Source organism: Janthinobacterium sp. 64, assembly GCF_002813325.1.
Lineage (GTDB): Bacteria > Pseudomonadota > Gammaproteobacteria > Burkholderiales > Burkholderiaceae_D > Janthinobacterium.
On record NZ_PHUG01000001.1, the window covers coordinates 2,997,678 to 3,023,662 of the forward strand.

The 25,985-nt window shown below is 61.3% G+C and carries 27 protein-coding genes; 14 read left to right on the forward strand and 13 right to left on the reverse strand.

Annotation, left to right across the window (positions count from 1 at the left end; translation table 11 throughout):
• Nucleotides 1–28 precede the first annotated feature (28 nt).
• The 4 genes from paaD to paaA are packed head-to-tail and all read right to left on the reverse strand — an operon-like array spanning nt 29 to nt 2,657.
• Complete coding sequence (gene paaD / locus CLU91_RS13180; RefSeq protein ID WP_100874524.1) at nt 29–574, reverse strand: 1,2-phenylacetyl-CoA epoxidase subunit PaaD; 546 nt, start codon at nt 572–574, stop codon at nt 29–31.
• The gene (gene paaC, locus CLU91_RS13185) at nt 574–1,341 is read right to left on the reverse strand and encodes a 1,2-phenylacetyl-CoA epoxidase subunit PaaC (RefSeq protein ID WP_100874525.1); all 768 of its coding nucleotides are present in this window, start codon (nt 1,339–1,341) and stop codon (nt 574–576) included. Before paaC ends, paaD begins: the two co-directional genes overlap by 1 nt.
• 14 nt (nt 1,342–1,355) lie before the next feature.
• Nucleotides 1,356–1,640, reverse strand: coding sequence for a 1,2-phenylacetyl-CoA epoxidase subunit PaaB (paaB, locus tag CLU91_RS13190; RefSeq protein WP_100874526.1), 285 nt, complete (start codon nt 1,638–1,640; stop codon nt 1,356–1,358).
• 27 nt (nt 1,641–1,667) lie between these two features.
• Nucleotides 1,668–2,657 carry a 1,2-phenylacetyl-CoA epoxidase subunit PaaA gene (paaA, locus tag CLU91_RS13195; RefSeq protein ID WP_100874527.1) on the reverse strand — a complete coding sequence of 330 codons (990 nt, stop codon included), beginning with the start codon at nt 2,655–2,657 and terminating at the stop codon, nt 1,668–1,670.
• A 267-nt stretch (nt 2,658–2,924) separates the two neighbouring features.
• Between paaA and paaX the strand changes: the two genes are divergently transcribed.
• Nucleotides 2,925–3,854: a phenylacetic acid degradation operon negative regulatory protein PaaX gene (gene paaX / locus CLU91_RS13200; RefSeq protein ID WP_100874528.1), complete on the forward strand. Its 930-nt coding sequence runs from the start codon at nt 2,925–2,927 to the stop codon at nt 3,852–3,854.
• Nucleotides 3,855–3,951: 97 nt separating this feature from the next.
• Here the strand turns inward: paaX and CLU91_RS13205 are convergent, their stop codons facing one another.
• The gene (locus tag CLU91_RS13205; protein ID WP_100874529.1) at nt 3,952–4,206 is read right to left on the reverse strand and encodes a hypothetical protein; all 255 of its coding nucleotides are present in this window, start codon (nt 4,204–4,206) and stop codon (nt 3,952–3,954) included.
• A 141-nt stretch (nt 4,207–4,347) separates the two neighbouring features.
• On the opposite strand from CLU91_RS13205, the gene CLU91_RS13210 reads away from it, so the two are divergent.
• Nucleotides 4,348–5,472, forward strand: a complete 1,125-nt coding sequence (locus tag CLU91_RS13210; RefSeq protein ID WP_100874530.1) for a M14 family metallopeptidase — start codon at nt 4,348–4,350, stop codon at nt 5,470–5,472.
• A 367-nt stretch (nt 5,473–5,839) separates the two neighbouring features.
• Entirely contained in the window at nt 5,840–7,543 is a 1,704-nt protein-coding gene (locus CLU91_RS28705; protein WP_100874531.1) for a methyl-accepting chemotaxis protein, read from the forward strand.
• A 61-nt stretch (nt 7,544–7,604) separates the two neighbouring features.
• Here CLU91_RS28705 and pmbA read toward each other — a convergent pair whose 3' ends face one another.
• Nucleotides 7,605–8,957 (reverse strand): metalloprotease PmbA, encoded by a 1,353-nt coding sequence (gene pmbA / locus CLU91_RS13220; protein ID WP_100874532.1) that lies wholly within the window; start codon nt 8,955–8,957, stop codon nt 7,605–7,607.
• A gap of 92 nt (nt 8,958–9,049) precedes the next feature.
• On the opposite strand from pmbA, the gene yjgA reads away from it, so the two are divergent.
• From yjgA to CLU91_RS13235, 3 genes are all read left to right on the forward strand, one after another.
• Complete coding sequence (gene yjgA / locus CLU91_RS13225) at nt 9,050–9,649, forward strand: ribosome biogenesis factor YjgA (RefSeq protein WP_100874533.1); 600 nt, start codon at nt 9,050–9,052, stop codon at nt 9,647–9,649.
• Nucleotides 9,650–9,739: 90 nt separating this feature from the next.
• Nucleotides 9,740–10,369, forward strand: a complete 630-nt coding sequence (mog, locus tag CLU91_RS13230) for a molybdopterin adenylyltransferase (RefSeq protein ID WP_100874534.1) — start codon at nt 9,740–9,742, stop codon at nt 10,367–10,369.
• Nucleotides 10,366–11,034, forward strand: coding sequence for an alpha/beta hydrolase (locus tag CLU91_RS13235; protein ID WP_100874535.1), 669 nt, complete (start codon nt 10,366–10,368; stop codon nt 11,032–11,034). The genes mog and CLU91_RS13235 overlap by 4 nt, the downstream gene beginning before the upstream one ends.
• Before the next feature lie 171 nt (nt 11,035–11,205).
• On the opposite strand, the gene CLU91_RS13240 is transcribed toward CLU91_RS13235, so the two are convergent.
• The 5 genes from CLU91_RS13240 to CLU91_RS13260 form a co-directional block, all read right to left on the reverse strand.
• On the reverse strand, nt 11,206–12,762 hold the full coding sequence (locus CLU91_RS13240) for a S1C family serine protease (RefSeq protein ID WP_232730734.1): 1,557 nt from the start codon (nt 12,760–12,762) through the stop codon (nt 11,206–11,208).
• A gap of 104 nt (nt 12,763–12,866) precedes the next feature.
• Nucleotides 12,867–13,433: a carboxymuconolactone decarboxylase family protein gene (locus CLU91_RS13245; RefSeq protein ID WP_100874537.1), complete on the reverse strand. Its 567-nt coding sequence runs from the start codon at nt 13,431–13,433 to the stop codon at nt 12,867–12,869.
• Nucleotides 13,433–14,281 carry a fumarylacetoacetate hydrolase family protein gene (locus CLU91_RS13250; RefSeq protein WP_100874538.1) on the reverse strand — a complete coding sequence of 283 codons (849 nt, stop codon included), beginning with the start codon at nt 14,279–14,281 and terminating at the stop codon, nt 13,433–13,435. Before CLU91_RS13250 ends, CLU91_RS13245 begins: the two co-directional genes overlap by 1 nt.
• Complete coding sequence (locus CLU91_RS13255; RefSeq protein WP_198521324.1) at nt 14,226–15,575, reverse strand: MFS transporter; 1,350 nt, start codon at nt 15,573–15,575, stop codon at nt 14,226–14,228. The genes CLU91_RS13250 and CLU91_RS13255 overlap by 56 nt, the downstream gene beginning before the upstream one ends.
• Before the next feature lie 2 nt (nt 15,576–15,577).
• Complete coding sequence (locus tag CLU91_RS13260; RefSeq protein WP_232730735.1) at nt 15,578–16,942, reverse strand: KamA family radical SAM protein; 1,365 nt, start codon at nt 16,940–16,942, stop codon at nt 15,578–15,580.
• A 284-nt stretch (nt 16,943–17,226) separates the two neighbouring features.
• Here CLU91_RS13260 and CLU91_RS13265 point away from each other — a divergent pair, with 284 nt between their 5' ends.
• Together CLU91_RS13265 and CLU91_RS13270 are read left to right on the forward strand one after the other, a co-directional pair.
• Nucleotides 17,227–17,685: a cache domain-containing protein gene (locus CLU91_RS13265; protein ID WP_100874540.1), complete on the forward strand. Its 459-nt coding sequence runs from the start codon at nt 17,227–17,229 to the stop codon at nt 17,683–17,685.
• 68 nt (nt 17,686–17,753) lie between these two features.
• On the forward strand, nt 17,754–19,448 hold the full coding sequence (locus CLU91_RS13270) for a methyl-accepting chemotaxis protein (protein ID WP_100874541.1): 1,695 nt from the start codon (nt 17,754–17,756) through the stop codon (nt 19,446–19,448).
• Here CLU91_RS13270 and CLU91_RS13275 read toward each other — a convergent pair.
• A complete protein-coding gene (locus CLU91_RS13275; protein ID WP_100876719.1) occupies nt 19,445–20,023 on the reverse strand; it encodes a DNA-3-methyladenine glycosylase in 579 nt (192 codons plus the stop codon). The two genes, CLU91_RS13270 and CLU91_RS13275, sit on opposite strands and share 4 nt — an antisense overlap.
• 290 nt (nt 20,024–20,313) lie before the next feature.
• Here CLU91_RS13275 and CLU91_RS13280 point away from each other — a divergent pair, with 290 nt between their 5' ends.
• Both CLU91_RS13280 and CLU91_RS13285 read left to right on the forward strand, forming a co-directional pair.
• Nucleotides 20,314–21,180, forward strand: a complete 867-nt coding sequence (locus CLU91_RS13280) for an HDOD domain-containing protein (protein ID WP_100874542.1) — start codon at nt 20,314–20,316, stop codon at nt 21,178–21,180.
• A gap of 101 nt (nt 21,181–21,281) precedes the next feature.
• Entirely contained in the window at nt 21,282–22,490 is a 1,209-nt protein-coding gene (locus tag CLU91_RS13285) for a hypothetical protein (RefSeq protein ID WP_100876720.1), read from the forward strand.
• Between the two features lie 3 nt (nt 22,491–22,493).
• On the opposite strand, the gene CLU91_RS13290 is transcribed toward CLU91_RS13285, so the two are convergent.
• On the reverse strand, nt 22,494–23,018 hold the full coding sequence (locus tag CLU91_RS13290) for a DNA-deoxyinosine glycosylase (protein ID WP_232730736.1): 525 nt from the start codon (nt 23,016–23,018) through the stop codon (nt 22,494–22,496).
• A gap of 95 nt (nt 23,019–23,113) precedes the next feature.
• Here CLU91_RS13290 and CLU91_RS13295 point away from each other — a divergent pair, with 95 nt between their 5' ends.
• The 4 genes from CLU91_RS13295 (at nt 23,114) to CLU91_RS13310 (ending at nt 25,895) form a co-directional block, all read left to right on the forward strand.
• A complete protein-coding gene (locus CLU91_RS13295) occupies nt 23,114–23,542 on the forward strand; it encodes an Mpo1 family 2-hydroxy fatty acid dioxygenase (protein WP_100874544.1) in 429 nt (142 codons plus the stop codon).
• A 134-nt stretch (nt 23,543–23,676) separates the two neighbouring features.
• Nucleotides 23,677–24,126 (forward strand): glycine zipper 2TM domain-containing protein, encoded by a 450-nt coding sequence (locus CLU91_RS13300; RefSeq protein ID WP_100874545.1) that lies wholly within the window; start codon nt 23,677–23,679, stop codon nt 24,124–24,126.
• Nucleotides 24,127–24,447: 321 nt separating this feature from the next.
• Nucleotides 24,448–25,392 (forward strand): DMT family transporter, encoded by a 945-nt coding sequence (locus tag CLU91_RS13305; protein WP_100874546.1) that lies wholly within the window; start codon nt 24,448–24,450, stop codon nt 25,390–25,392.
• Nucleotides 25,389–25,895 (forward strand): GNAT family N-acetyltransferase, encoded by a 507-nt coding sequence (locus tag CLU91_RS13310; RefSeq protein WP_100874547.1) that lies wholly within the window; start codon nt 25,389–25,391, stop codon nt 25,893–25,895. Before CLU91_RS13305 ends, CLU91_RS13310 begins: the two co-directional genes overlap by 4 nt.
• The last annotated feature ends 90 nt before the right edge of the window (nt 25,896–25,985 follow it).

The following is a 25,985-nucleotide window of genomic DNA, read 5'->3' on the forward strand; positions in this document are numbered from 1 at the left end:
GTTTCTTCGGAACGTGTGCCTGATTTTTTTAGTGGCACTTGAAGTAGTCAAACGGTTCGCGGCAAGCCATGCATTTGTACAGGGCCTTGCACGGCGTGGAACCGAACTGGCTGGTCAGCTGCGTATGCGTCGAGCCGCAGTTCGGGCAGATCACGTCCAGCTTCGGCATGGGCTGGCGCTTGACGCCACCCGCTGTTCCTCTACCAAGGCCGCTGATGTCGATCACCTGCTGCTGCGGCGGGGCGATGCCATAGCCTTTCAGCTTGGCCTTGCCTGCTTCGCTCATCCAGTCCGTCGTCCAGGCGGGCGCCAGCTGGTTCACCAGGGTCACCCTGGCCACACCGTGGCTGCGCAAGGCATCCGTAACGGCGTCGGCGATCACCTGCATGGCCGGGCAGCCCGAATACGTGGGCGTGATCGTCACGATGCACTCTTCGCTGCTGACCACGTCGACGGCGCGCACGATGCCCAGGTCCACCACCGAAATGACGGGGATTTCCGGGTCCGGCACGTCGCCGAGCCAGGCCCATACCTGGGCGGCGTCCAGCGCCGCAGCGCCAGCGGCCGCGTTCATTACCACTCCGCCCCGGGATAGGCGCGCTGCAGGAACTGCATCTCGGCCAAAATGAATCCCAGGTGCTCCGTGTGCGTGCCCTGCTTTCCGCCCTTTTGCATCCAGGCGTCGGGCGCCGGCATGGTCAAAGTGGCTTCGGCGAAGATCTCGGCCACGTGTTCGAGGAAAGCCTGGCGCAACACGTCCGATGGCGGCGCGATGCCGGCGGCAAGCATGGCCTGGTCGACGGCGTCGTAGGTGAACATCTCGCCCGTGTACATCCACAGCTTGTCGGCGGCGGCCTGCGTTTTCGCGTGGCTGTCGGCCGTGCCGTCGCCGAGGCGCACGATCAGGTCACCGCTGCGGCGCAGGTGATAGGTCACTTCCTTGACCGACTTTTGCGCCACTTCGACGATGCGTGGATCGCTGCATTTCGTCAGTTCCAGCAGCTGGAAGTAATGCCAGCTGTCGAAGAAGAACTGGCGCATCATGGTGTCGGCGTAATTGCCGTTCGGCTGCTCGACCAGCAAGCAATTCTTGAAGTCGTGGGCATCGCGCAAAAAGGCGATGTCGTCCTCGTCGCGGCCCGCGTTTTCCAGTTCGGCCGCATAGCTGAACCACAAACGCGTCTGGCCCAGCAAGTCCAGCGCCACGTTGGTCAGCGCCATGTCTTCTTCCAGCGCCGGCCCCTTGCCACACAGCTGCGACAGCTGCTGGCTGAGGATCAGGGCGTTGTCGCCCAAGCGCAAAAGGTAATCGAATTTTTGTTGAGTGAGCTTGTCATCCATTGCAGGCGCTCCCATCACAGGTTCTTGACTTCTTCCGGCATCGGGAAGAAGGTGGGATGACGGTACACCTTGCTGTTCGACGGTTCGAACAGGGCGCCCTTGTCGCCGGGGCTGCTGGCGACGATATCGGCCGCGCGCACCACCCAGATGCTCACGCCTTCATTGCGGCGCGTGTAGACGTCGCGCGCATGGTTGACCGCCATGGTGGCGTCGGAAGCGTGCAGGCTGCCCACATGCTTGTGCGCCAGGCCGTGCTGGCTGCGGATGAAAATTTCCCACAATGGCCATTCTTTGCTCATGTTGCTATCCCCTTTTATCGATATTTTTCAGGCTGCCGCTTTGCTAGCGGCTTGCTTGTCAGCGTAGGCGAGCAAGGCATCGCGGAACCACTCGCCGTCTTCATACGCTTTCACGCGCGTTTGCAGGCGCTCGCGGTTGCACGGACCATTGCCCTTCAATACATTGTTGAACTCGGACCAGTCGATCTCGCCGAATGCATAGTGGCCCGTTTCCGCATTGAATTTCAGGTCGGGATCGGGCACGGTCAAGCCCAGGTATTCGATTTGCGGCACGGTCTGGTCGACCATGCGCTGGCGCAATTCGTCGTTCGAGAACAGCTTGATGCGCCATTGCGCCGACTGGGCACTGTTGACGGAGGCGGCGTCGGACGGGCCGAACATCATCAGGGACGGCCACCACCAGCGGTTCAAGGCATCCTGCGCCATGGCTTTCTGTGCCGGCGTGCCCTTGCACAGCGACATCATGATGTCGTAACCCTGGCGCGCATGGAACGATTCTTCCTTGCAGACGCGGATCATGGCGCGCGCATACGGGCCATACGAGCAGCGGCACAGGGGAATCTGGTTGATGATGGCGGAGCCGTCGACGAGCCAGCCGATGGCGCCCATGTCCGCCCACGACAGGGTGGGATAATTGAAGATGCTGGAATACTTGGCTTTGCCCGAGTGCAAGGCTGCCAGCAAGTCGTCGCGCGACACGCCTAACGTTTCCGCGGCGCTGTACAGGTACAGGCCGTGACCGGCTTCGTCCTGGATCTTGGCCAGCAGGATCGATTTGCGTTTCAGCGTCGGCGCGCGCGTGACCCAGTTACCTTCGGGCAGTTGGCCGACGATTTCCGAATGCGCGTGCTGCGAAATCTGGCGGATCAGGGTCTTGCGGTAGGCGTCCGGCATCCAGTCCTTGGCCTCGATCTTGATGCCTTCGTCGATGCGCGCCTGGAAAGCGCGCTCTTCCTGGCCCATGTCGTCGAGGGAACGGACGTTCTTGAGGCCGGTTTCAACCATTTGTGCGTACATGATGTGTCTCCCATGTCTTTGATTTTGCGCAGCAACGCGGTGCGATGAACAGATAATACGATACAAAAAACGATTTGCATACACTTGATATGAATCATTTTAAAAATTCGTATCTTGTGCGGGTTTTTTGTGCGTATGATATTGCTTATGAGAAAACATCACGAAGTGCCACCCGCGCTTCCGGCAAATTATTGCCGCGCTACCCGCGCAGCCAAGTAAACTGCTGCTTTTATTGATTCGACCGCAACACGGCCAGACCGGAACCACATGAAGAACACCCGCTGCACGGCATGGATAGCCGATTTCCTGGAAAGCGACCCACCGCGCTCAAAGTCCCTGGTGATGACGATTTTCGGCGACGCCATCGTGCCGCGCGGCGGCGCCATCTGGCTGGGCAGCCTGATCGAACTGCTGGCACCGTTTGGCGTGAATGACCGCTTGCTGCGCACCAGCGTGTTCCGCCTGGCGCAGGAAGGCTGGCTCAGCTCGCAACGCGACGGCCGCCGCAGTGCCTATACGATACGCCCGGAAGCGCTGGCCCGCTTCGAGCGCGCCTACCGCCGCATCTATGCGCCGCTGGTCGTGCACTGGGATGGCAGCTGGACCCTGGTGATCGGGCCGGCCGGCAGCATCGGCGCCGCCGAGCGGGGCGCGCTGCGCAAGGAATTGTTATGGGCTGGCTATGGCTTGATTTCTCCCGGCATCTTTGGCCACCCGGCCAGCAATGCGGAAGCGCTGGAAGATATCCTCGTGCGCAATGAGGTGCAGGGCAAGCTCTATGTTTGCCACACCACGGAATTGCCGGGCGTGAGCACGCGTCCCCTGCGCGACATGGTGGGCGACTGCTGGGACTTGTCGGAAGTGATGGCCGGCTACGCAAAATTCATCGCCAGCTTCCAGCCCCTGCTGACCCTGCTGCAGGAAGAACCCGTGTTCGATGCGGAGCAGGCGTTCGTCATCCGCTCGCTGCTGACGCACGCCTACCGCCGCGTGCAATTGCACGACCCGCAACTGCCCGTCGAGCTGCTGCCCGAACCGTGGCCCGGCACGCAAGCGTATGCGCTGGCGCGCGACCTGTACCGCATCACCTATGCGACCGCCGAAGAACACATCCTGGCCACCCTGCGGCGCGAGGACGAGCAGGCGCCGAATGTTGAGCCATGGTTTTTTGAACGTTTTGGCGGTCTGACTACTTGAACGTCTGAAAAATGTTCAGGGCCAGGCGCGTGGCCGCAGGCAGTACGACTAGTACGCCAAGGCAACGCAACGCCGCCATGGGCATTTTCTCAGGCGTTCACTGCTTCACCACTACTTGCTTGGCCCCTGCCAGCAAATCCTGCCCCAGCTTTTCCAGCGCATTGACCTGCACCAGCATGGTGTCGAGGATGGCGACGTTGAAGGTAAATTCGGCCGGCGTCGTATAGCCGGGGAAACGCAGGATGCGCAGCAATTCCTGCAAGGTCGTGCCCTTGCCCAGGTGCGCCAGCGCGTCGCTGAGGGCGCTGACTTTCTTTTCCAGTTCGTGTATGTGCTTGCCATTGTCGTCCATGATGCCCTCCCCGTGTTGGAGCTATCACGTTAGCAAAGCACGTCCGCCATCGTTTGCGCCAGCACAAAGGCGCGGCTAAAACGGGTATCATCGCGCCATTGCACACGATGCAAAACCCATACGTTTTTATCAGGAACACACATGACCATTAAAATCAGCCAGCAATTCGACGCCGGCGCGATCGAGGTGCTGCGCGCCGACGATGCCCACTCCATCGAGCTGAACATCCGCAAGGATTCCCACGCCGACATCACGCAGTGGTTTTACTTCCGCCTGCAAGGCGCGCAAGGCGAGGCGTGCACGATCCGCTTCATGAATGCCGGCAAGTCGGCCTATCCTGACGGCTGGAAAGATTACCAGGCCGTGGCCAGCTATGACCGCGAAACCTGGTTCCGCGTGCCGACCAGCTTTGACGGCACGGTGATGACCATCGAACATACGCCGGAAGAAGAAAGCGTGTACTACGCCTACTTCGAACCGTATCCATGGGACCGCCACCTGGCCCTGATCGACAGCGCGCAAGCGTCGCCGCTGGTGCGCCTGATCGACCTGGGCAGCACCGTGGAAGGCCGCGACATGAATCTGCTGGTCGTCGGCGACGCCGATGCCGAGAAAAAAGTCTGGGTCATCGCGCGCCAGCATCCCGGTGAAACGATGGCCGAATGGTTTGTGGAAGGCATGCTCGAGGCCTTGCTGGACCAGGCCAATCCATTTGCCCGCCAGTGCCTGCAAGACGCCGTCTTCTACGTGGTGCCGAACATGAACCCGGACGGTTCCGTGCATGGCAACCTGCGCACCAACGCGGCCGGCGCCAACCTGAACCGCGAATGGATGACGCCGACCATGGAGCGCAGCCCGGAAGTGTTCCTGGTGAAACAGAAGATGCATGAAATCGGCTGCGACCTGTTCCTCGACGTGCATGGCGACGAAGGTCTGCCATATGTATTCGTGGCTGGCAGCGACGCGCTGGAAAACTTCACGCCGGCACAAAAAGCCGAGCAAGACCGCTTCATTGCCGACTTCAAGGTGGCCAGCCCCGACTTCCAGGACGAGCACGGCTATGAAGACGGCCCGTTCACGCCGGAAGTGCTGACCATGGGTTCGCCCCACATCACGCACGCGTTCGGCTGCCTGGCACTGACCCTGGAACTGCCGTTCAAGGACAATGCCAACGATCCCGACCCACAAACGGGCTGGAGCGGCGCCCGCAGCGCCGCCCTGGGCGCGGCCGTGCTGCAGCCTATCCTGTCGACCTTGCGCGCCTGAGCGCCAGGGCCGGACCGGCCCGCGTGAACCCGATGCCCCGCTCGCCGGGGCATTTTTTTTGACCGCACGGCAAGCGTTGCTGGACGAATGGTTTTTTTCGCAAACATCTTGCCTGTCAGAAATTATCGTCCTACACTATTCAACAGAATCGGGCCGTGCCACGCTGCGCGGCCCCGCAAGAATATACGGCCGGGCAGGTCGCCACGACTTCCCGCCACCGGCAATACACATCCACGGCCCTGTCCCCGCCGAATTAGCTTTCTGTAACGCAAACTGACCGCATCAGCATCGTCATGCACAGGCGCCGCTTGTCCGCAGGACCATGCCAAGCGCACGCTTTCCGCTTTACGTCGAGGATGAATACCCTATGTCCAAGCTTAAAATCAGTACCCGTTTGGCCTTCAGTTTCGGCCTGATCATTGTCCTGCTTGCCATGGTGGCATTTGTTTCCATCAGCCGCATCCGCAACATCAATGCCTCGACGGAAAAAATTGTCAATGACCGCTATGTCAAGGTCATGCTGTCCAATACGATACAGTCCGAGGTCAATGTCCAGGCCCGTCTCCTGAGCATCGCCATCATCGGTGCCAACGATGCCGACGAAGTCAGCAGTTCCGTGGCCAAGGTGCAGGCGTCGATCAAGAAGAACGTGGAATTGCTGGCGCGACTGAAAACCCTGGTCAATACGCCCAAAGGCCAGGAGCTGCTCCAGGCCGTGATGAGCAGCCGCGCAACGTATGGCAAGACGCGCGATGCGAATATCAAGCTGTTACAAGAAGGCAAATCGGAAACGGCGGGCATTTTCCTGCTGACACAGCTGCGCTATCCGCAAGAAAAATTCCTGACGGCATTGGCGGCCATGGCCAGCTTCCAGGAATCACTGATGGAAAGCGAAGGCAAGCAAGCCGCCGCCGACGGACGCATGGCCATCATCCTGACCCTGTCGCTGTCGCTCGCCGCGACGGCCATCGCCATCGTGCTGGCCGTCCTGATCAGCCGCTCGATCAGCCGGCCCATAGCCGAAGCCGTCGAGGTGGCGCAACGGGTGGCGGCCGGCGATTTGTCGGTCACCATCGATGCGCGCGGCAACGATGAAACGGGCCTGCTGCTGCGCGCCCTGAAAGAGATGAACGACAATCTGCAAGACATCGTGGCCCGCGTGCGCCATGGCACGGATGCCATCGCACACGGCTCGCGCGAAATCGCCTCCGGCAATATGGACCTGTCCTCGCGCACGGAGCAACAGGCCAGTTCGCTGGAAGAAACGGCCTCGTCGATGGAGGAACTGACCTCGACCGTCAAGCAGAATGGCGAAAACGCGCGCCAGGCCAACCAGATGGCGCAATCGGCCTCCAGCGTGGCCAGCAAGGGCGGCCAGGTAGTGGCGGAAGTCATCACGACCATGGATTCGATCAATGCCTCGTCGAGGAAAATCGTCGACATCATCAGCGTCATCGACGGCATCGCCTTCCAGACCAATATCCTGGCCCTGAATGCGGCCGTGGAAGCGGCCAGGGCGGGCGAGCAGGGCCGCGGCTTTGCCGTCGTCGCCACGGAAGTGCGCAACCTGGCCCACCGCTCTGCCGCAGCAGCCAAGGAAATCAAGATCCTCATCGACGATTCCGTGCATCAGGTCAGTCTCGGCAGCACCCTCGTGAACCAGGCGGGCAGCACCATGGAAGAGATCGTCAACAGCGTGCGCCGCGTCACGGACATCATGGCCGAGATCACGTCCGCCAGCAACGAACAGGAAGCGGGGATTGAACAGATCAACCAGGCCATCACGGAAATGGATGCCGTGACACAGCAAAATGCCGCCCTCGTGGAAGAAGCGGCAGCCGCGTCCGAAGCGTTGCAGGATCAGGCCGGCATCCTGGCCGAAGCCGTCAGCGTGTTCAAGCTCGACGGCATGCAAGCGCTGCCACCGGTTCCGGTTCCAGCCATCCGCGCGCCAGCCAAGCCTGCCGCCGCGCCACGCGTCACGGCCACTGCCAGTGCCGCACCGGCCAGGAAAGCAGACAAGGCGGTCGCACAGGCCGCGGTCGCCGAGACCGAGTGGGAAGAGTACTGAGACACCGCCTGCCGCAAGGCATCAAGCAGCTTGCAGCGGGCGCACGCCACAGGCTTGCGCCTCAGCCGCCCGCCACCACCATGCTCTCGATGAGGATGGAACCGGTCTCTTTGGTGCCGCGGCGCAAGACGTCGGCGCCCACGGCGACGATGTTGCGCAGCATGTCTTTCATGTTGCCGGCGATGGTGATTTCTTCCACCGGATACTGAATCACGCCATTTTCCACCCAAAAACCGGACGCGCCGCGCGAATAGTCGCCCGTCACGTAGTTCGTTCCCTGCCCCATCAGTTCCGTCACCAGCAAGCCCGTGCCCAGCTTTTTCAGCATGGCAACGAAATCATCGGTGGCGGCCGTCTGGCTGGACGTCAGGTACAGATTGTGCGAGCCACCCGCGTTGCCCGTCGTCTGCATGCCCAGCTTGCGGGCCGTGTAGGTCGACAGGAAATAGCCTTGCACCACGCCATCCTTGACGACGTCGCGGCTGACGGTTTTCACGCCCTCTTCATCGAACGGCGCGGAACCGACGCCGCCGATCACGTGCGGATCTTCGAAGATCTGCACGTGCGAGGGCAGCACTTGCGTACCCAGCGAGTCGTTCAGGAAAGTGGATTTGCGGTACAGGGCGCCACCCGAGGTCGCTTGCACATAGGTACCGAGCAGCCCGGCAGCCAGCGGCGCTTCGAACAGCACGGGGCAAGTGCGCGTGCCCAGTTTGCGCGCATTCAGGCGCGACAGGGCGCGCTCGGCGGCGTAGCGGCCGATGGCTTCCGGGCTAGCCATTTTGGCGGCGTCGCGCACGGACGAATACCAGTCGTCGCGCTGCATCTTGGCGCCCTTGCCGGCGATGGGCGCCACGGACAGGGTGTGGCGCGAAAACGGATAGCCGCCGATGAAGCCGCGTGAATTGGCGGACACAAAGTGCGATTGCTGCACGTGCACGCTGGCGCCCTCGCTATTCGTGATGCGCGGGTCGACGGCAAATGCAGCCGCTTCGGCCCGCTGGGCCAGCACGACGGCTTCCTCGGCGGAAATGCGCCATGGATAGAACAGTTGCAAGTCGCGGGGAGACATTTCCAGCAGGTCGGCGTCGGCCAGGCCCGCGCAATCGTCCTCGGCCGTGAAGCGGGCGATATTGTAGGCGGCGTCCACCGTGGCGCGCAGGGCCGATGGCGAAAAATCGGAGGTGCTGGCATTGCCGCGTTTCTTGCCGACAAACACGGTCACGCCCATGCCCTTGTCCTTGTTTTGCTCGATCGTCTCGATCTTGCCTTTTCGTACAGAAACGGACAGGCCACCGCCTTCGCTGACTTCGACGGCAGCGTCGGTACCGCCCGCTTCCCGCGCAAAAGACAACACATCACGGGCCAGTTGCTGCAATTGCTCTTGACTATGGGTAAATACGGAGTCGTTCATGCGCTGTTTTCTTCGGAAAGCCGCTAAAAAGGGTATCATAGCAGTCGTTTACAGTTTACAGGTGCGGCCTACGCGGCCAATCCCGCCTTATCATGCCAAATCCAAACCGGGGAGCTTGCGGCTTCCAATCCACCGAATTCGAACAGGAATATGAACGTCCGTCGAAGTCGGAACTCAAGCGCCAGATGACCGTCCTGCAAAAGCTGGGCGAAGAACTCGTCAATGAAGCACGCGACCGCGTCAAGCGCGTCCCGATGCCGGAAGACGTGCGCGACGCCATTCTCGAATGCCAGCAAATCAAGGATCACGAAGGCCGCCGCCGCCAGCTGCAATACGTGGGCAAGAAAATGCGCACCCTGGATGAAGAAGAAGTTGCCGCCATCCAACGCACCATCGATAGCTGGAAAGGCTTGTCGAAAGCCGATACGGCCAATATGCACGCGATGGAACGCCGCCGCGACAAGCTGTTGACGGACGACAAGGCGTTGACCGTCTTGCTGTCGGAAAACCCGGAGCTGGACGTGCAACACCTGCGCACCCTGATCCGCAATGCCCGCAAGGAGCAAGCCGAGAACAAGCCGCCGAAAGCCTACCGCGAAATCTTCCAGATCTTGAAAGAGATCGCCAAGAAGAAAAACGGCGGCAAGAAAGATGCCGACGAAGATGACGTTGAAGGCGACGAAGACGAATAAGCAACTGGGGTCAGACCCGGCGGGTCTGACCCCGACAGTAGCTAAAAACCGGGATCAGCCCGGTTTTTTTACGACATAGACAGGTGCCCCATGACCACGATAGAAGACGAATTGATTATCGGCCTCGTGTCGATCTCGGACCGCGCCAGCGGCGGCGTGTATGAAGACCTGGGCATCCCCGCGCTGGAAAGCTGGCTGTCTGCCGCCATCCGTACGCCGTTCCGCCTGGAAAAGCGGCTGATCCCGGACGAGCGCTCGCAGATTGAAAACACCTTGATCGACATGGTCGACCTGAACCACTGCCATTTGATACTGACGACGGGCGGCACGGGGCCGGCGCGGCGCGATGTGACGCCGGACGCCACGCTCAGCGTCGGAAGCAAGGAAATGCCCGGTTTCGGCGAACAGATGCGCCAGATCAGCCTGCAATTCGTGCCGACGGCGATTTTGTCGCGCCAGGTGGCCGTGATCCGCGAGACGCCCGAGCGCGCTTGCCTGATCATGAACTTGCCCGGCCAGCCGAAAGCCATCAAGGAAACCCTGGAAGGCTTGAAGGACGCCGACGGCGTGCAACTGGTCAACGGCATCTTTGCCGCCGTGCCATATTGCATCGACCTCATCGGCGGTCCCTACATGGAAACCGATCCGGCCATCTGCAAGGCCTTCCGTCCGAAATCGGCGCTGCGTCCGGCGCAACCTTTACCTGAGGAAAATACATGAGCACCTTGCTGGAAACCATACAACTCGACAGCGCCCCGAACCCCACCGTTTCCATCATCTGGATGCACGGCCTGGGCGCCGACGGCAATGACTTCGTGCCCCTGGTAAAAGAACTCGATTTGCGCGGCTGTCCCGCCATCCGTTTCATTTTCCCCAGTGCCGGCACCATGCCCGTCACCATCAACAACGGCTACGTGATGCGCGCCTGGTACGACATCCGCGAAAACGACCTGGTGCGCCGCGAAGATGAGGCTGGACTGCGCGCCTCGCAAGCCCAAATCGAGGCGCTGATCACGCGCGAAAAGGCGCGCGGCATCCCCGCCAGCCGCATCATCCTGGCCGGCTTCTCGCAAGGCTGCGCCATGACCCTGCAAACGGGCTTGCGCCATGCGGAACCGCTGGCCGGCCTGATGTGTCTGTCCGGCTACCTGCCGCTGGCCGACAAGACGGCAGCCGAGCGCACGCCGGCCAGCCTGGAAACGCCGATCTTCATGGCGCACGGCACGGCCGACCCCGTGGTGCCGGTCGGCCGCGCGCAACAGTCGCGCGACTTGCTCACCGGCATGGGCTACAAGGTGGAATGGCATGAATACATGATGCAGCACTCGCTGTGCCAGGAAGAGATCGACGCCATCGGCGCGTGGCTGAAAAAAGTCCTCGCCTAAATAAAACAGGCGCGGTGTGCGCCGCGCCTGTTGTCTTGCGAAACGCCGCGAATACCTAACAAAACCGTAGCGAGCGGCAGTGAGTTGTGGCAGAGAAGCGGAGCTGTGCTTTAGCACAGTGAGCATCGGAGGCCGCAAATCGCGACGCGCAGTAGGTTTTGATAGGTATTCTTATTTACTCGCCGGCATTTTCTCATTCCATATCTTCAGCATGTCGGGCGACGCTTCCGAGCGGATGCCGTTGTCCGTCAGTATCGATTCCGTCGCTGCCAGCATCTCCTTGCGCGGCACGACGACCATTTCCGCATCGCGCTGCTGGAAGCGGAACGTCAGCAGCTCATCCGTCTGGTCGCGCAGCAAGGCCACCAGGTGCGCCAGGCTGCGCACGCGCACGCCGTTGACGGAATCGACGACCGAAAAGAAACGCGTACTGTAGCCATTCATCAGCTTGTGCGGGAAGAATGGCGCGGCGATCACCACCAGTTCTTCGCGCTCGCTATCGGGCGCATCGCCGCGCCGCGTGGCCAGCGGATTGCCGGCAAACGCCATGCCGCCCAAGATCGCCGGGTTGCCATTGGGCGCGGCCATGAATTCCGTGCTGGCGCGCGAAAACACCATCGGGCCAAAGATGAAATAGGACGGGTAATTGCCCTGCAAGCCGCTGATGAGCATCGGATGCGCGGCCGAGACGGGCACCTTGACTTTCAGGGGCGCGCCCTGGCGCACCACCGTCAACGGCAATTCGCCGTCTTTCGCCAGCTGCTGCACCCGGTACTGGAAGCGCACGCGGCTGTTGGCGTTCAGCTTGACCATGCCCTGGTTGTCGATGGGAAAATCGCCGATATGCGTGATGACGTCCCACTCCTTGAGCGGATAGGCCGCATCCTTGCTGGCCGGCGACATCACGACGGCGCCCTCGACGCCCTTGGCCAGCTTCAGATAGGTGCGCAGTGCGGGATTTTCCAGCGTTTGCGTCACGTCGCGCATGGCCGGCTTGCCCTTGGGCGCGCCACTTTCCTGGTCGCGCAGGAACAGCTCGATTTCCTCGTTGGGGATGATGTAGCCGATGTTTTGCGCATTGAGCATGCCGGCAAAGGCCAGGCCGATCATCTTCTCGCCGGCAATCACGGGGCCGCCGCTATTGCCCGGGTTGATGGCTGCATCGATCTGAATGCGCAAGCCGGACACGGGGAAGTTATAGCGCACGAATTCGATGCGCGAAACGATGCCCTTGGTGATCGACAATGAGGTGCCGCCCGTCGGATAGCCATACGCCAGCACGGCATCGCGCACGTCGGGCAAGACATTGGCGCGCGGCACGGCTTTGTGGCTGGCGAAAAAACTGTCATCGTCGATTTTCAGCAAAGCCAGGTCCATGCCGCGCGAGATGGCCAGCACGGTCGCCGGTATCTTGTCGCCGGCGCCATTGGCCTGGATCTGCACCTGGCTGGCATAGCCGACCACGTGTGCATTGGTAAGGATGCGGTGGCCTTCGATGACGACGCCGGAACCCGTCACCTCTTGCGGCGCGGCCTTGCTCCAGGGTTTATACGGGTCCGGCCCGCGCAGGGTGGAAAACACCTTGACGACGGAATTTTCCAGGGCGGAAGCGCTGGCGCTGGCGGCCGTCTCGGCGGCCAGCGCACGCACCGTCATCAAGGGGGAAAAAGAAAGGGCCAGCGCCAGCAAGGCACGGCCCATCAGGGTGAAGCACGGACGAGTTTTCATTGAGCTTTTTAGCAATGGAAGGGAAGTAAAATTATATATTGAATAATTGCAACTTCATTACACTTTGTCCATCTTTGCCGAAGAACTCCTCTAAACTCCGCTCATCAGGCGGGCAAGGGCGTCACGCCCAAGGCCGGCACGGCCGTCTGCGCCCCATTCATGACCATGGCCAGGAAAGTGTAGTAGCCATTGATGCCCATCAAGTCGACCACGCCGTGCTCGCCGAACAGCGTCAACGCCCGCGCATACGTGGCGTCGCTGATCCTCTTGTTCTGCTGCAACTCGATGCAAAAATCGTGCACGGCTTGCTCGTCTTCTTTCAAGGCAAGCGGCACGCGACGCGACGCGATGGCGTCCACGGCCGCCTGCGCGATGCCGTTCTGCACGGCCAGCGGCGCGTGGATGGCCCACTCGACTTGCTGGTCCCACTGGCGCGCCGTCACGAGGATCGCCAGTTCCGACAAGCGCGTGCCGATGGCGCTGCGGTAGCGCAAATACTCACCCATGCGCTGCGCCGTTTCCATCAGCTCGGGGCTGCGGATCAGTGGCACGAAAGGGCCGTACAGCGCGCCGCGCGGGCCATCGATGATGGCTTGCGCGGCGGCCCGCTGCTGCTGGTCAAGCTGGTTCAGCGGCAGCGGCGGCAAGCGGTCGATATCACCCCCCGCCATCAGGCAGTCCAGGCGACCACGTCCTGCTGCTGTTCACCGAGGCCGGGGATGCCCAGGCGCATGCTGTCGCCTTTTTTCAGGAAACGCTGCGGCTTGCGGCCCTGGCCCACGCCCGGCGGCGTGCCCGTGGCGATGACGTCGCCCGGTTCCAGTGTCATGAATTGCGACAGGTAGCTGACGATCTGCGCCACCGTGAAGATCATGGTTTGCGTATTGCCAGTCTGCATGCGCTTGCCGTTGACTTCCAGGTACAGGTCCAGGTCTTGCTCATCGATGATTTCATCGCGCGTCACCAGCCACGGGCCGATGGGGCCAAAGGTGTCGCAGCCCTTGCCTTTATCCCATTGGCCGCCCCGTTCCAGCTGGAACGAGCGCTCAGAAATGTCATTGACGACGCAATAGCCGGCCACGTATTTCAGGGCGTCTTCTTCGCTCACGTATTGCGCGCGCGTGCCGATGATCACGCCCAGTTCCACTTCCCAATCCGTCTTCTTGGAACCTTTTGGCAACACGACATTGTCGTCCGGGCCATTCAGGCAAGTGATCGCCTTCATGAAGACGATGGGTTCGGCGGGGATAGCCATGCCGGCCTCGGCCGCGTGATCCGCGTAGTTGAGGCCGATGCCGATGAACTTGCCGACTTTCGCCAGCGGCACGCCGAAGCGTGGATTGCCGCGCACCAGGGGCAAGGTCTTTTCGTCCAGCTTGGCCAGCTTGCGCAAGGCCTTGTCGGACAATTGCGCGCCGTCAATATCGGCAATCACGCCGGACAGGTCGCGCAGTTTGCCTTCTTCATCGATCAGGCCCGGTTTTTCCTTGCCTGGACGTCCATAACGAACGAGTTTCATAGTCTTCCTTGGAGTTGATCATTGCCACTGTGCAGGCTGCCATTTTACCGGATGGCCCGGCACGCCTGTAGCGGTGAATGAAAAACATCGCAAGTCCCGGCAGTTGCAAGGCCGCCAGCACGCCAAACGCCACTTGGTACGCTTGCGGCGGATACTGCTGCAAGCTGTTCAGGGGCCAGCAGCCGAGGATCAGGCCAAAACCCGCCTGCACCAGAAAAGCGCCCGTGAAAATGAGCAAGTTCAGGCAGGTGGACGCCCTGCCCGTCAAGCTGGCCGGCATGCTTTGCGCGACGATCGCATATTCGAGGCCCGTCACCGTGCCCAGCAAGGTAAACAGCACGGACAGCATGGGCAGGCTGGGCACCACATTGCATGCCATCGCCACTTGCACGGCAATGAACAGGACGATGCCGGCGCCTGCCACTTGCATGGGTTCAATCGCGCGCCGCCCGGCCCATTCCGTCAGCATGCCCATGCCGATGGCGCCGAAGATGACGGCCGCCATGCCCAAGTACAACAAATACGCCACATTGTCATCGGACAAGCCGCCCACGTCAGCCAGCCAGCGGCCCACCCACAAGCCCTGCACGCCAAAGAACACCGTGTGCGGCAGCAGGATCAGCGCGATGGTGCGGCGAAAGGCTGAGTCACGATAGACACTCCACACACTGATCTTGTTCACCTTGTTCATGCCAGCGGCAGGCGCGGGCATGGCCGGCGACAGCAGGCGGATCAGCAAGGCTATGGCCAGCGCCGCCAGCGCCAGGCCCAGGAACACGCCGCGCCAGTCCGTGTAGTGCAGGGCCAGCTTGACGGGCGTGGTGGCCGTGGCCGCGCCCAGGCCGCCCACGGCGATCAGGTAACCATGCACGGAAGGCAGGCGCGCTGGCGTAATGGCGCACGAGATCGCTTTCACGGCGGCCATGAAACAGCCGCCCAACCCGGCGCCCATCAGGGTACGTGCCCACATCAGCTCGGCAAAGCTGTGGCCCCGGCTGAACAGCCATACACCCAGGGCCGCCAACGCCAGCAGCCACAGTTGCACCGTGCGGGGACCGTAGCGGTCCAGCACCATGCCAACCGGCAATTGCACCAGCGCAAAGGCCAGAAAAAAGGCGCTGGTCAGCAGGCCCAGCTGCGCTGGCGTCATGGCGATGGCGCCCAGCAATTCCGCCGTCAGCACGGCATTCACTCCGCGCAGCAGGCACGACAAATAATGCCCGAGCGCGAACGGCAGGAACACCAGGCAAAACACGGCCACGCCGGAGCGGGAAGAGGCGCCGGCGCCGTGCATGCTCAGGCGGCCTGTGCCAGGCGGATGATTTTATGCGGCAACTGCGGCATAGGCTCATCCGTTTCAAAGAAAAATTTATCGTGGCCGAATGCGGGCTTTAAATCGTCGATCCAAGTCGCTTCCGCATCGAACTTCGCATAAAACGGCCGGCGCACCCAATCCGGATTGCGCGCCTGCAAAAATTGCAGGGCAAACAGTTTTTCGCCATTGATGGTGACGATGCCATCGATCACGATCTTGCCGGGAAACGCGCTCATGGAGGGCCCGCGCACCGTGCGCGACAGGCCGGACACCATCTGGTAGGCGGCCTGGAAGATTTCATGTGCCTTCGCCAGCGGCAATTCGAAATAGCTGCGCGGCCCCGTGTCCCGTTCGACAAACATGTAATAGGGAATCGCTCCCAGCCGCGTGCCCGTCTGCCACAGCTCGGCCCAGCTTGCCGGATCTTCATTGATATGGCGGATCAGCGGCCCCTGCATGCGCAAGGTGGCGCCCGTGGAGACGATGCGTTTCACGGCTTGCTGCGCAATATCCTGGCGCAACTCGACGGCGTGGCTGTAATGGCCCATCACGGCCAGGTTCTTGCCCGCCTTGACGACGCGCTCGAACAGGCGCAGCAAATCATCCGCATCGCGGTCGGAAACAAAACGCTGCGGCCAATACGCCACCGCCTTGGTGCCGATGCGGATGTTCTGGATGTGTTCCAGACCCGGCGCCAGCAGCGGCTCCAGGTAGGCGGCCAGTTGCCGCGTGTTCATGATCATCGGGTCGCCACCCGTGATCAGCACGTCCGTCACTTCCGGATGCAGTGCCAGGTAAGCGGCCAGCTCATGCGACTCGCGCGCATCGAACTTCATGTCGTCCATGCCGACGAACTGGGGCCAGCGGAAGCAAAAGGTGCAATACGCGTGGCAGGTCTGCCCAGCGCTGGGGAAAAACAGCACCGTTTGCGCATATTTATGCTGCAAGCCGCGCACGGGCGCGTCGTTGACTCGCGGCACGTTGTGCGTCATCTGCCCGGCCGGATGGGGATTCATGCCCAGGCGAATACCTTGCACATAGGCATCGATGGCAGCCTTGTCCTGCTTGACCAGCACCAGGTCGCGCAAGTGCGCGTACTGCTCGGGCGGCAGCATGTCGCGGTGGGGAAAGACGAGGCGGTAGATGGGGTCGTCAGGGATGTTGTTCCAGTCGATCAACTGGTCAAGCACATAGGCGTTGGTGCGAAATGGCAAGACGTGCGAGACCACCTGCACGGCTACACGTTGCTCTTCCGGCAGCCATTCCCACTGCCGCGCCTGATGAATGGTTTGCCGCGTATACGGCTTGAACTTGGGTGAAAACGGCTCGGTAATGAGTGCGGACACGATAAGCTCCTTGCCAGTAAATAGCGATAACTTGCATGAAACCAGCCCTATGTCAGCCAATTTCAGCCTCTTCTTCCCTCATGCCAGCCAAGCTCGGCATGCTGTGAAAGTCATCATAATTCTTGCCACATGGAACCAAATTGCTACACATCAACAAGCATTCCGATACGTTGTTCACTGCCTACAAGCAACACCTTAGTTTGTTCCATCGCAATTTGATGGGCCCCTCGACGACGTAAATTACGGCTTGGCAATACATCCATCGATACTCACAAGGAGCTGTCATGAAACGCTTATTCACGGGTAGTCTGCTGTGCCTGGCCTTTGCCGGCGGCAGCGTCAATGCCGCCGTCGAAGCAACGGAAAAAGACGCCATCGCCATGGCCGAACGGGGCGCCGCCTTCATGAAGGCGCATGGCAAGGAAGAAATGATGAAGAAAATCACGGCGAAAGATCCCGACTTCGTGCAGGGCTCGCTGTATGTGGACATGCGCGACATCAAGACGGGCATCGTGCTGGCCCACCCCATCAATCCTTCCATCGTGGGCAAGGATTTGACGGACGTGCCTGATGCGAATGGCAAGAAATATCGCCGTGAAATCATTGAGCTGGCGCAAAAGCAGGGCAAGGGCTGGGTCGACTACCAGTACAAGAATCCCACCAGCGGCAAGATCGAGCCAAAGACCACGTACATCCTGCGCGTCAACGACGTGGTGCTGGAAGCGGGCATCTACAAAAAATAAGGCAAGGGCGGCGTACACGAACGCCGCGCGCCGCCTGCGGTTGGAACAGCCATAGCCAGGAGTCAAGCATGCTCAATCAATTACGCATCGGACCAAAATTATTGCTGGCGCCCGCCCTGGTCTTGCTGCTGCTGATACTCAGCTCGTCCGGTGCCTGGTATGGCATGGTGCGGCAAAACACCTCGCTGGAAAACATGGTGCTGGTGCGCATCGCGCATCTGAAAGCGGCCGCCGACATCGTCGGCGAGGCCAAGCACGTGCACGGTAATATGTACCAATTGCTGTCGTGGACGAATGGCAGTTTCGCCAAGGCCCGCATCGACGCGCTGGAACAACAGATCAAAGCGCGTCACGCGGCCATCGGCACCCAGCTGGCCACGCTGCGTTCCACGGCCACGGGCGCCGAACGCAGCCTGGTCGATGCCGCCATCACGGCCCTGGCCGGCTACCGCAAGGCCGTGCTGGAAACCATGGAAATGGCGCAGATGGACCAGTCGATCGCCACCAATTCCATGCTCAAGGCGGAAACGCAATTCGGCCAGTTCAATACGCAGCTGGCGCAGCTGTCTGCCCTGGAAACGACGCTCAGCAGCCAGGCCCATGCAACGGCCAGCGCCGAGTTTCGCAACCTGGGCTGGAGCTTGCTGCTGACCGTCATGCTCTCCATCCTGGCCTCCATCGTGGTGACCATGCTGGTGCGGCGCGCCATGCTGGTGGAAATCCGCGGCATCGCCGACGCCGTGCAAGACCTGGCGGCGGGCAAGCTGATCGCCGGTGCGCCCAAGCAGGGCAATGACGAGATCGCCGCCACCTCGCGCGTACTGGACCAGACCATCGCCCACCTGAACCAGACCTTGCGCACCATCATGGCCGCCGTGCAATCGATCGACACGGCGTCGCGCGAAATTGCCACCGGCAACCTGGATCTGTCGGCGCGCACGGAAATGCAAGCCAGTTCGCTGGAAGAAACGTCGAGCGCCATGGAAGCGCTGACGCAAGCCGTCAATGACAACGCCGACAACGCCCAGCTGGCCTGCGAACTGGCGGGGCAAGCCTCCACCCTGGCCGTGCAAGGCGGTGCGTCGATGCAGCAGGCGGTGGCGACGATGGCGACAATACGCGCCAATTCGCGCCAGATCGTGGATATTATCGGCGTGATCGACGGTATTTCCTTCCAGACCAATATCCTCGCGCTGAACGCCGCGGTGGAAGCGGCGCGCGCGGGCGAGCAAGGCCGCGGCTTTGCCGTGGTGGCGTCCGAAGTGCGCACCCTGGCGCAACGCTCGGCGCAGGCGGCCAAGGAAATCAAGACCCTGATCGCCACCTCGGTCACCACCATCGATGGCGGCAGCGCGGCCGTACAGCAAGCGGGCGACAGCATGGGCGCCATCGTGGCCTCGGTGCAGCAAGTCAATGAAATCATCCAGCGCGTCAAAGAGGCCAGCGCCGAGCAGGCCTCGGGCATCACGGAAGTGAACCAGGCCGTCACGCAAATGGATGACGTCACCCAGCAAAATGCGGCCCTGGTGGAACAGGCAGCGGCAGCGGCGGCCAGCTTGCAGGACCAGGCCGTCAAATTGTCGGCGGCAGTCAGCGTCTTTACCCTGGACGAGCGCCCCGCCGCGCCGAGCGGCCCTACCGAAGCAGAAGCGTTCCAGCATCCGGCCAGTGCGCAGCAGGACAGGCGCGCACTGCACAGCCCGCTGCGCGGCAAGTCCGCCTTGCCCGGCACAAACACGACGCCGCAGCGCCGCCGCAGCTAGGCGGCTGGCGCGCGCATCGGTTTGCTGAGATAGCGCGAGCCGGCCAGCACGAAACGCCACGGCGTGTCCATCGCCTTGGAAATGCCGATGCGCAAGCCCGCCTGCACCGTCACCTCTTGTTCGCGGGGCAACAGCATGAACGGCGGTGCATCGAGCGCCAGCCGGTTGTGCAAATGGCTCACACCGAGCGCCTGGCAGACCTTGCCAGGCCCCGAACACAGCAGCCGCAGTTCCTCGACGCCGCGCCGCTCGCGCATGATGTCGAGGCCCTCCAAGGGTTCGATGGCGCGGATCAGCACGCCCGCGCCGTGGCCCGCTTCGCGGCACACAAAGTTCAGGCACCAGTGGATGCCGTAGGAACGGTAGACATAGGCGTGCGCGGGCGGGCCGAACATGGCCGCATTGCGCGGCGTCATGCCGCCATACGTGTGCGAAGCGGGATCGAGCCGGTCATACGCTTCCGTTTCCACGATGCGTCCGCCCACGCCGTCAACCAGCACCGTCACGCCGATCAGCTGGCGCGCCACGCTGCTGGAATCGTCCGCAAAATCGATACCGGCCAGGAGTTTTTTCATGCGGCAATTGTACTGCCGCGCATCCGGCCGCATGCCTTGCCACATCTTAAAAACGAATAAAACTTGATTTTTTGATCATATATATCGGGATGGGCAGCGTCGTAAAATGCGGAAAATAGCGTATGGACAAGGTCAAAACAGGGATTTTTTCCAGAATATATTGTTGAGATGAACTATTGCCACGCATAAACAGCGATAATCGTCGGGCACTGCGCCAGACGCTCATGCAGCGGGCAGCGCCAGTGCGTGGCAGAATAAGCACCGGGCACAAAAATGATGATGAAAGCGTGATGATGAGAGCGGCAGCGCAAAAGCAGGTAGTGCAGGAAGATCCGGTTGACGCCTTGATGCGTTCCATCCGTATCCCGCCGCGTCCCAGCCTGCTGGTCGACTTGCAGCGCGAACTGGCGGAGCAGGATCCGTCGCCGCGGCGCATCGCGCGCATCATCGCCGACGACGTCGGCATGTCCGGCGCACTGCTGAAGCTGGCCAATTCGCCGTTCTACGGCGCCGCGCGCAAGGCCAAGTCCGTCGAGCAAGGCATCAACTTTCTCGGCATCAACCAGTGCAGCGCCATGATGACGGGCTTGCTGGCACGCCAGGCGCTGGAAGCGGAAGGCGTGGAACTGACCAACTTCTGGGACGTGTCGGCCAAGCGCGCGCGCGCCCTGGTATTTACCTCGCGCAAGCTGCGCATCGCCCCGCCCGACATCGCGCACACCTTCGGCCTGTTCTGCGATATCGGCGTGCCGCTGCTGATGAACCGCTTCCCCGACTACGTCAAGACGTACGCGGCGGCGGCCAACGATGCACACAATTGCTTTACCAGCCTGGAAGACGCGCGCCACCAGACCAACCACGCGGCCATCGGCTGCTTGCTGGCGCGCAACTGGGGCCTGTCCTCCGATGTCTCCTGGGCCATTTTGCACCACCACGACTACACGGTGCTGGCCGACCCGTCCACGGACGACGCCATCCGTTCGCTCGTCGCCCTGTCGCTGCTGGCCGAAAAGGGCATTCAGCGCTACCATGGCAACAGCACCTCGCTGGAGTGGGACAAGGGCGGTGAACTTGCCTGCCAGCATCTCGGCCTGTCGCAGGAAGAAGCCGCCGACCTGCTCGACGAGCTGCACGAGATGTTCGATACCGACCATTGAGGTTTCAGGCGGCCGCGTCCGCCTGTATGATCTGTCCGGCGCCAGGCACACAGCCTTGGCGCCCGTTCGCCTGTCCCATTTTACTTAACCTGTTGATCGCCATGCCCAAAAATAAGCGCCCTGTCCCCCGTAAATCCGCCAACACGCCTGAAGACAAGGATGAGTCCGTCACGCGCATGCTGTGCACGATGGCCCTGAACCTGGCGGAGCAGGAAGACAGCGATTCGCAGGGCACGGTGCTGGCCGAGCAAGCCGTCGAATTTGGCCGCCTGATCCGCAAGGCCTTGAATCAAAAGAAGGATGAAATCCTGTACGACGCCATCGAGCGTTCGAAATACGAAGACGTGGGCGCCTACCAGTACCTGCGCAGCCACATCGAGGAAGCGGCATCCATTTCCGTGATTCGCCGCGACAACGCCCCGTCCATGGAAATCAATGCCTTTGTCGTACCGCTGCTGGTGCAAAGCACGGGCGGCTTGCAGCAAGCGGACAGTTTCCAGGACCAGGACGCTTTCGAAGCGCTGGTGAAAAGTTTCCAGCAGGCAGAACTGGAAAGCGCCAAGGCCAAGGTGGTCTTGATGAGCCATGCCTACGACCTCGATGAAATCGACCGCATCACCTACAGCCATTTGCACGAAATGGTGCGCGATGCGTATTCTTCGATGACGGACAAGAAGATCGTCGCGACACCGGGCCTGGAAAGCAGCATCGTCGGCTGGAGCGAGACGGCTTTCGGCCCGCAAGACACGGCCATCGAACTGCGCTTCCTGCTGGGCTTTGCCTTGAAACGCGTGGACGACCCGTTCTATGCGGAACCGAAAGATGAAGCGGCGCTCGACGCCTGGTTCGACGCGCGCATGGCCCGCTACCAGCAATGGACGACGGAAGTGGGCGAGCTGGTGAAACGCTGCCTGGCGCCGGCCGGCAGCGCGCTGGAAGTGAGTTTCCTCTACCAGGATCTGTTCCATGGCGGCAAGGAACAAGGCATGAGTGAATATGCGATGCTGCAGATGATGTCGGGCATCAACCACGCGCTGGCGGAAAACCAGGTGGCGCCCGGGGAAGTCTCGGTAGTCGTCGGCCCGGCCGATGAACATGGCGAAATGCTGTTGCGCGTCAATGTCAGCACGGCGGGCGGCCAGCTGCTGCACAGCGCCGACAAGCCGCTGGACCTGGCTGCCGACTTGCAGGACGAAGTCGACGACATCTGCGACGCACTGGCCACCATCGGCGTGACGCAACTGTCCGTGGCGCTGAAATTCGATGCCAAGGGACAGCCGCTGGAAGCGCAGCCGTACGCGCCAGCATAAGCTTTACAAGGGCTGTAGTGTTTTCCACTGCAGCAACTTGGCGCCATATGCCAAGGTGTAGGCGGGACTGCTCGACGGCAAGCTGACGATGCGGTAGCGCTGCGCGTGCTCGCCCAGCACCTTGATGCCCAGCTTTGCCGCCGTGCCGCCATTGAAAGCGATCGTCTGCAGCCGTGGCAGGCTGGCCGCCAGGGCCACCAGATCGTTGTCGTCGCGGAAGCGGATATTGCTGTCCAGGCTGCCCGCGCGCTGCGCCTGCGCCACCACGTCCCACAAGCCCACGCCGTGCGCCAGCAAGGTTGCCAGACGGCTCTCATAAGGCAGACTGGTCAACTCCACGCCCAGCACCTCGCCCAGCAGCATCCAGAATTTGTTTTGCGGATGTGCATAGTACTGGCCCTGCGCCAGCGATTTTTCGCCGGGCAGGCTGCCCAGTATCAGCAAGCGCGTATCGGCGTCGACGACGGGATCGAAACAGCGCTTGCGCGGGTCGGCGGCATGCTCTGGCAGGAAGGCTGGGCTATTCAAATGAGCGGTCCGAAAGGGAAAATGAAGGATCATTTTACCCGGCCACGCGACGGTGTAGAATCCCCGGACAACTATTCCTACACCAGAGACCGCCCATGCGCACCATCGACACCCTGCTGGCCCAGTATGGCGAAAGCCACCGCAACCACGTCAATGAATGGGTGCACATCGTGTGCGTGCCGCTGATCGTGTTCAGTCTGCTGGGGCTGCTGTGGAGCGCGCATCCCAGCGTGGCGCTGCTCGGCAGTATTCTCGCCTTATACTATTATTACAAGCTGTCGCGTCCGTTTGCCGCAGGCATGCTGCTGATGCTGGCCGCCATGCTGGGCCTGCTGCAGCTCATGCCGGCGCTGACCATCCTGCCCGTGTCGCTGGCGCTGTTCGTGCTGGCTTGGATCGGCCAGTTCATCGGCCACCAGATCGAAGGCAAGAAACCGTCATTCTTCGACGACGTGCGCTTTTTACTGGTGGGTCCGCTGTTCGTGCTGGGATTCTTGTACCGGCGCCTGCGGCTGGCGTATTGATAGCAACTGTGCAGTAACAGTTTATTACTATTCGTAACTAGTTATCTGCAGCAAGTGTCCTTATGATAAGTAATACCAGAATTTCTTGCCGGTCGACGTAATCGGCACCTTCACTTTTGTCCAAGGAGTTCCACATGAAAGCACCAATTATTGCAGTGGCATTGCTCGCCACCCTGGCCGGCTGCGCCGTACAACCGAACTCGGCGAATGTCTACAACGCGCGCCAGGCGCAGAATGAACAATCGGTTCGCATGGGTACAGTTGAATCCGTGCGCCAGGTAAGCATCGACAAGGGCGAAACGGGCACGGGCGTGCTGGCTGGCGCGGCACTGGGCGGCGTCGCCGGTTCCGCAGTCGGCGGCGGCAAGGGCGCCATCGCTGCCAGCATCCTCGGCGCGGTTGCCGGCGGCATGGCCGGCAAGAGCATCGAAGCGAATGCCTCGAACAAGCCCGGCCTGGAAATCACCGTGCGCCTGGACAATGGCGACATGCGCGCCATCGTGCAAGACGCGGACGAGCTGTTCCGCCCGGGCGAGCGCGTGCGCCTGCTGTCCGATGGCCGCAAGACCCGCGTCACGCACTGATCCGCTTGCCGGCGCATGCGCTCAGCCGAATGCGCCGGCAGCGAGCAAGGCAGACGGGTGCAGCCAGATGGCAATCACAGCGGTCACAAGGACATACACAAGCACGCTCCAGACTTTGATCTGCAGTGAGGCTGGCATGGCGGCTTCCTTTCAAAGATGCAATTCAGAAAATATTTACTTGATAATAAAGTAAATATTTTCATAAATTCAACATTTTCCAGAAGCACTGCGCTGGCTCAATGCCCGGCTGTCTCCTGACCGCTCTGTGAGCAAGCTCGACCAAGACTCGCCATCCTCACGCGATGCCCGTATACTTGCGCGATGTCCTCTCCTCTCCTGTTCATCATTGCCTGCCTGATCTGGGGCTCCACCTTCTGGGCCATCACCTTGCAGCTGGGCGATGTCGCCCCCGCCGTTTCCGTGGTCTACCGCTTCGGCCTCGCGTCCGCCACCCTGTTTGCCTGGTGCGCCTTGCGCGGCGACACCCTGCGCCTGCCCTGGCGCGCGCAAAAATGGATGCTGCTGCAAGGCCTGGCCTCGTTTGCCCTCAGCTATGTATGCACTTACAGCTCGGAGCAATACCTGGTCTCGGCCCTCGTCAGCGTGCTGTTTGCGCTGATGGTGTTCTGGACGCCCTTGCTCAACCGCATCGCTTTCGGCACGCCGATCACCTGGAGCACCTGCTGCGCGGCGTTTGTCGCCATCTGCGGCATCGTGCTGCTGTTTTACCAGTCCATCGGCGCGGCGCTGCACGATATCCTGGGAGGCGGCAATGGGCATTTTCTGCTGGGCTTTATCCTGGCGCTGGTGGCCACCATTTCCAGCACGGCCGGCAACGCCCTCGTCATGAAAGTGCGCGAACATTCGGGCAACGTGATGCTGACCATGGCCTGGACCATGCTGTGGGGCACCTTGATGGTGGCCGTCTGGGCCATCGCCACGGGCCAGTCCTGGCAATTGCCCACGCGCCCCAGTTACTGGATGGGCTTGGTATACCTGGCCATCTTCGGCTCGGTAATCGCCTTCAGCGCGTATTTCACGTTAATCGCCCGCATCGGCACGCAAAAGACCGTGTACATCGGCGTCGTCACGCCCGTCATTTCCGTGCTGCTGTCGGTGCAGTTCGAGCATTACCGGCCCGCCCCCATCGAATGGGTGGGCATGCTGCTGTGCCTGTCCAGCGTGGCCTGGGCTCTCACCTCGGGCGCGCGCAAGACGAGTACCATTGCTTCCCTTTCCACCACTCCATCAACGAAGGCAACATGAGCATCTCTTCCTCCCTCGCCATCCGTCCCGCGGCCGCATCCGACGTGGCCGCCATCTTCGGCATGATCCATGAATTGGCCGTGTTTGAAAAACTCGAACACATGATGATCGCCAAGGAATCCATGCTGCACGACAGCCTGTTCGGCGCCCATCGCGCCTGCGAAGCGCTGGTGGGCGAGGAAAATGGCGAGGTCGTGACGTTCGCCCTTTTCTTCCATAATTTTTCCACCTTCCTGTGCCGCAAGGGACTGTACCTGGAAGACCTGTACGTGAAGCAATCGGTGCGCGGCAAGGGCTATGGCAAGCAGATGCTGGTAGCGCTGGCGCAACTGGCCGTCGAACGCGATTGCGGCCGTTTCGAATGGTCGGTGCTGGACTGGAATGAAAACGCGATCAACTTCTACAAGGGCATGGGCGCGGACGTGATGCCGGACTGGCGCATCTGCCGCGTGGCTGGCGATGCCTTGACGCAATTGTCGGCAGGTACGCCGAAGCTTGCCTGATTGAAGGGGAACTGTAGCGAGCGGATGCGATTTGTGGCCGAGAAGCGGAACTGTACGCAAGTACGGGGCCGCCGAGGCAGTGAGCATCGC

What these genes read in the sequence shown, in the direction of transcription:
- paaD (WP_100874524.1), bottom strand. Translation starts at nt 574, where the DNA reads ATGAACGCGGCCGCTGGCGCTGCGGCGCTGGACGCCGCCCAGGTATGG.
- paaC (WP_100874525.1), bottom strand. Translation starts at nt 1,341, where the DNA reads ATGGATGACAAGCTCACTCAACAAAAATTCGATTACCTTTTGCGCTTG.
- paaB (WP_100874526.1), bottom strand. Translation starts at nt 1,640, where the DNA reads ATGAGCAAAGAATGGCCATTGTGGGAAATTTTCATCCGCAGCCAGCAC.
- paaA (WP_100874527.1), bottom strand. Translation starts at nt 2,657, where the DNA reads ATGTACGCACAAATGGTTGAAACCGGCCTCAAGAACGTCCGTTCCCTC.
- paaX (WP_100874528.1), top strand. Translation starts at nt 2,925, where the DNA reads ATGAAGAACACCCGCTGCACGGCATGGATAGCCGATTTCCTGGAAAGC.
- CLU91_RS13205 (WP_100874529.1), bottom strand. Translation starts at nt 4,206, where the DNA reads ATGGACGACAATGGCAAGCACATACACGAACTGGAAAAGAAAGTCAGC.
- CLU91_RS13210 (WP_100874530.1), top strand. Translation starts at nt 4,348, where the DNA reads ATGACCATTAAAATCAGCCAGCAATTCGACGCCGGCGCGATCGAGGTG.
- CLU91_RS28705 (WP_100874531.1), top strand. Translation starts at nt 5,840, where the DNA reads ATGTCCAAGCTTAAAATCAGTACCCGTTTGGCCTTCAGTTTCGGCCTG.
- pmbA (WP_100874532.1), bottom strand. Translation starts at nt 8,957, where the DNA reads ATGAACGACTCCGTATTTACCCATAGTCAAGAGCAATTGCAGCAACTG.
- yjgA (WP_100874533.1), top strand. Translation starts at nt 9,050, where the DNA reads ATGCCAAATCCAAACCGGGGAGCTTGCGGCTTCCAATCCACCGAATTC.
- mog (WP_100874534.1), top strand. Translation starts at nt 9,740, where the DNA reads ATGACCACGATAGAAGACGAATTGATTATCGGCCTCGTGTCGATCTCG.
- CLU91_RS13235 (WP_100874535.1), top strand. Translation starts at nt 10,366, where the DNA reads ATGAGCACCTTGCTGGAAACCATACAACTCGACAGCGCCCCGAACCCC.
- CLU91_RS13240 (WP_232730734.1), bottom strand. Translation starts at nt 12,762, where the DNA reads ATGAAAACTCGTCCGTGCTTCACCCTGATGGGCCGTGCCTTGCTGGCG.
- CLU91_RS13245 (WP_100874537.1), bottom strand. Translation starts at nt 13,433, where the DNA reads ATGGCGGGGGGTGATATCGACCGCTTGCCGCCGCTGCCGCTGAACCAG.
- CLU91_RS13250 (WP_100874538.1), bottom strand. Translation starts at nt 14,281, where the DNA reads ATGAAACTCGTTCGTTATGGACGTCCAGGCAAGGAAAAACCGGGCCTG.
- CLU91_RS13255 (WP_198521324.1), bottom strand. Translation starts at nt 15,575, where the DNA reads ATGCACGGCGCCGGCGCCTCTTCCCGCTCCGGCGTGGCCGTGTTTTGC.
- CLU91_RS13265 (WP_100874540.1), top strand. Translation starts at nt 17,227, where the DNA reads ATGAAACGCTTATTCACGGGTAGTCTGCTGTGCCTGGCCTTTGCCGGC.
- CLU91_RS13270 (WP_100874541.1), top strand. Translation starts at nt 17,754, where the DNA reads ATGCTCAATCAATTACGCATCGGACCAAAATTATTGCTGGCGCCCGCC.
- CLU91_RS13275 (WP_100876719.1), bottom strand. Translation starts at nt 20,023, where the DNA reads ATGAAAAAACTCCTGGCCGGTATCGATTTTGCGGACGATTCCAGCAGC.
- CLU91_RS13280 (WP_100874542.1), top strand. Translation starts at nt 20,314, where the DNA reads ATGATGAGAGCGGCAGCGCAAAAGCAGGTAGTGCAGGAAGATCCGGTT.
- CLU91_RS13285 (WP_100876720.1), top strand. Translation starts at nt 21,282, where the DNA reads ATGCCCAAAAATAAGCGCCCTGTCCCCCGTAAATCCGCCAACACGCCT.
- CLU91_RS13295 (WP_100874544.1), top strand. Translation starts at nt 23,114, where the DNA reads ATGCGCACCATCGACACCCTGCTGGCCCAGTATGGCGAAAGCCACCGC.
- CLU91_RS13300 (WP_100874545.1), top strand. Translation starts at nt 23,677, where the DNA reads ATGAAAGCACCAATTATTGCAGTGGCATTGCTCGCCACCCTGGCCGGC.
- CLU91_RS13305 (WP_100874546.1), top strand. Translation starts at nt 24,448, where the DNA reads ATGTCCTCTCCTCTCCTGTTCATCATTGCCTGCCTGATCTGGGGCTCC.
- CLU91_RS13310 (WP_100874547.1), top strand. Translation starts at nt 25,389, where the DNA reads ATGAGCATCTCTTCCTCCCTCGCCATCCGTCCCGCGGCCGCATCCGAC.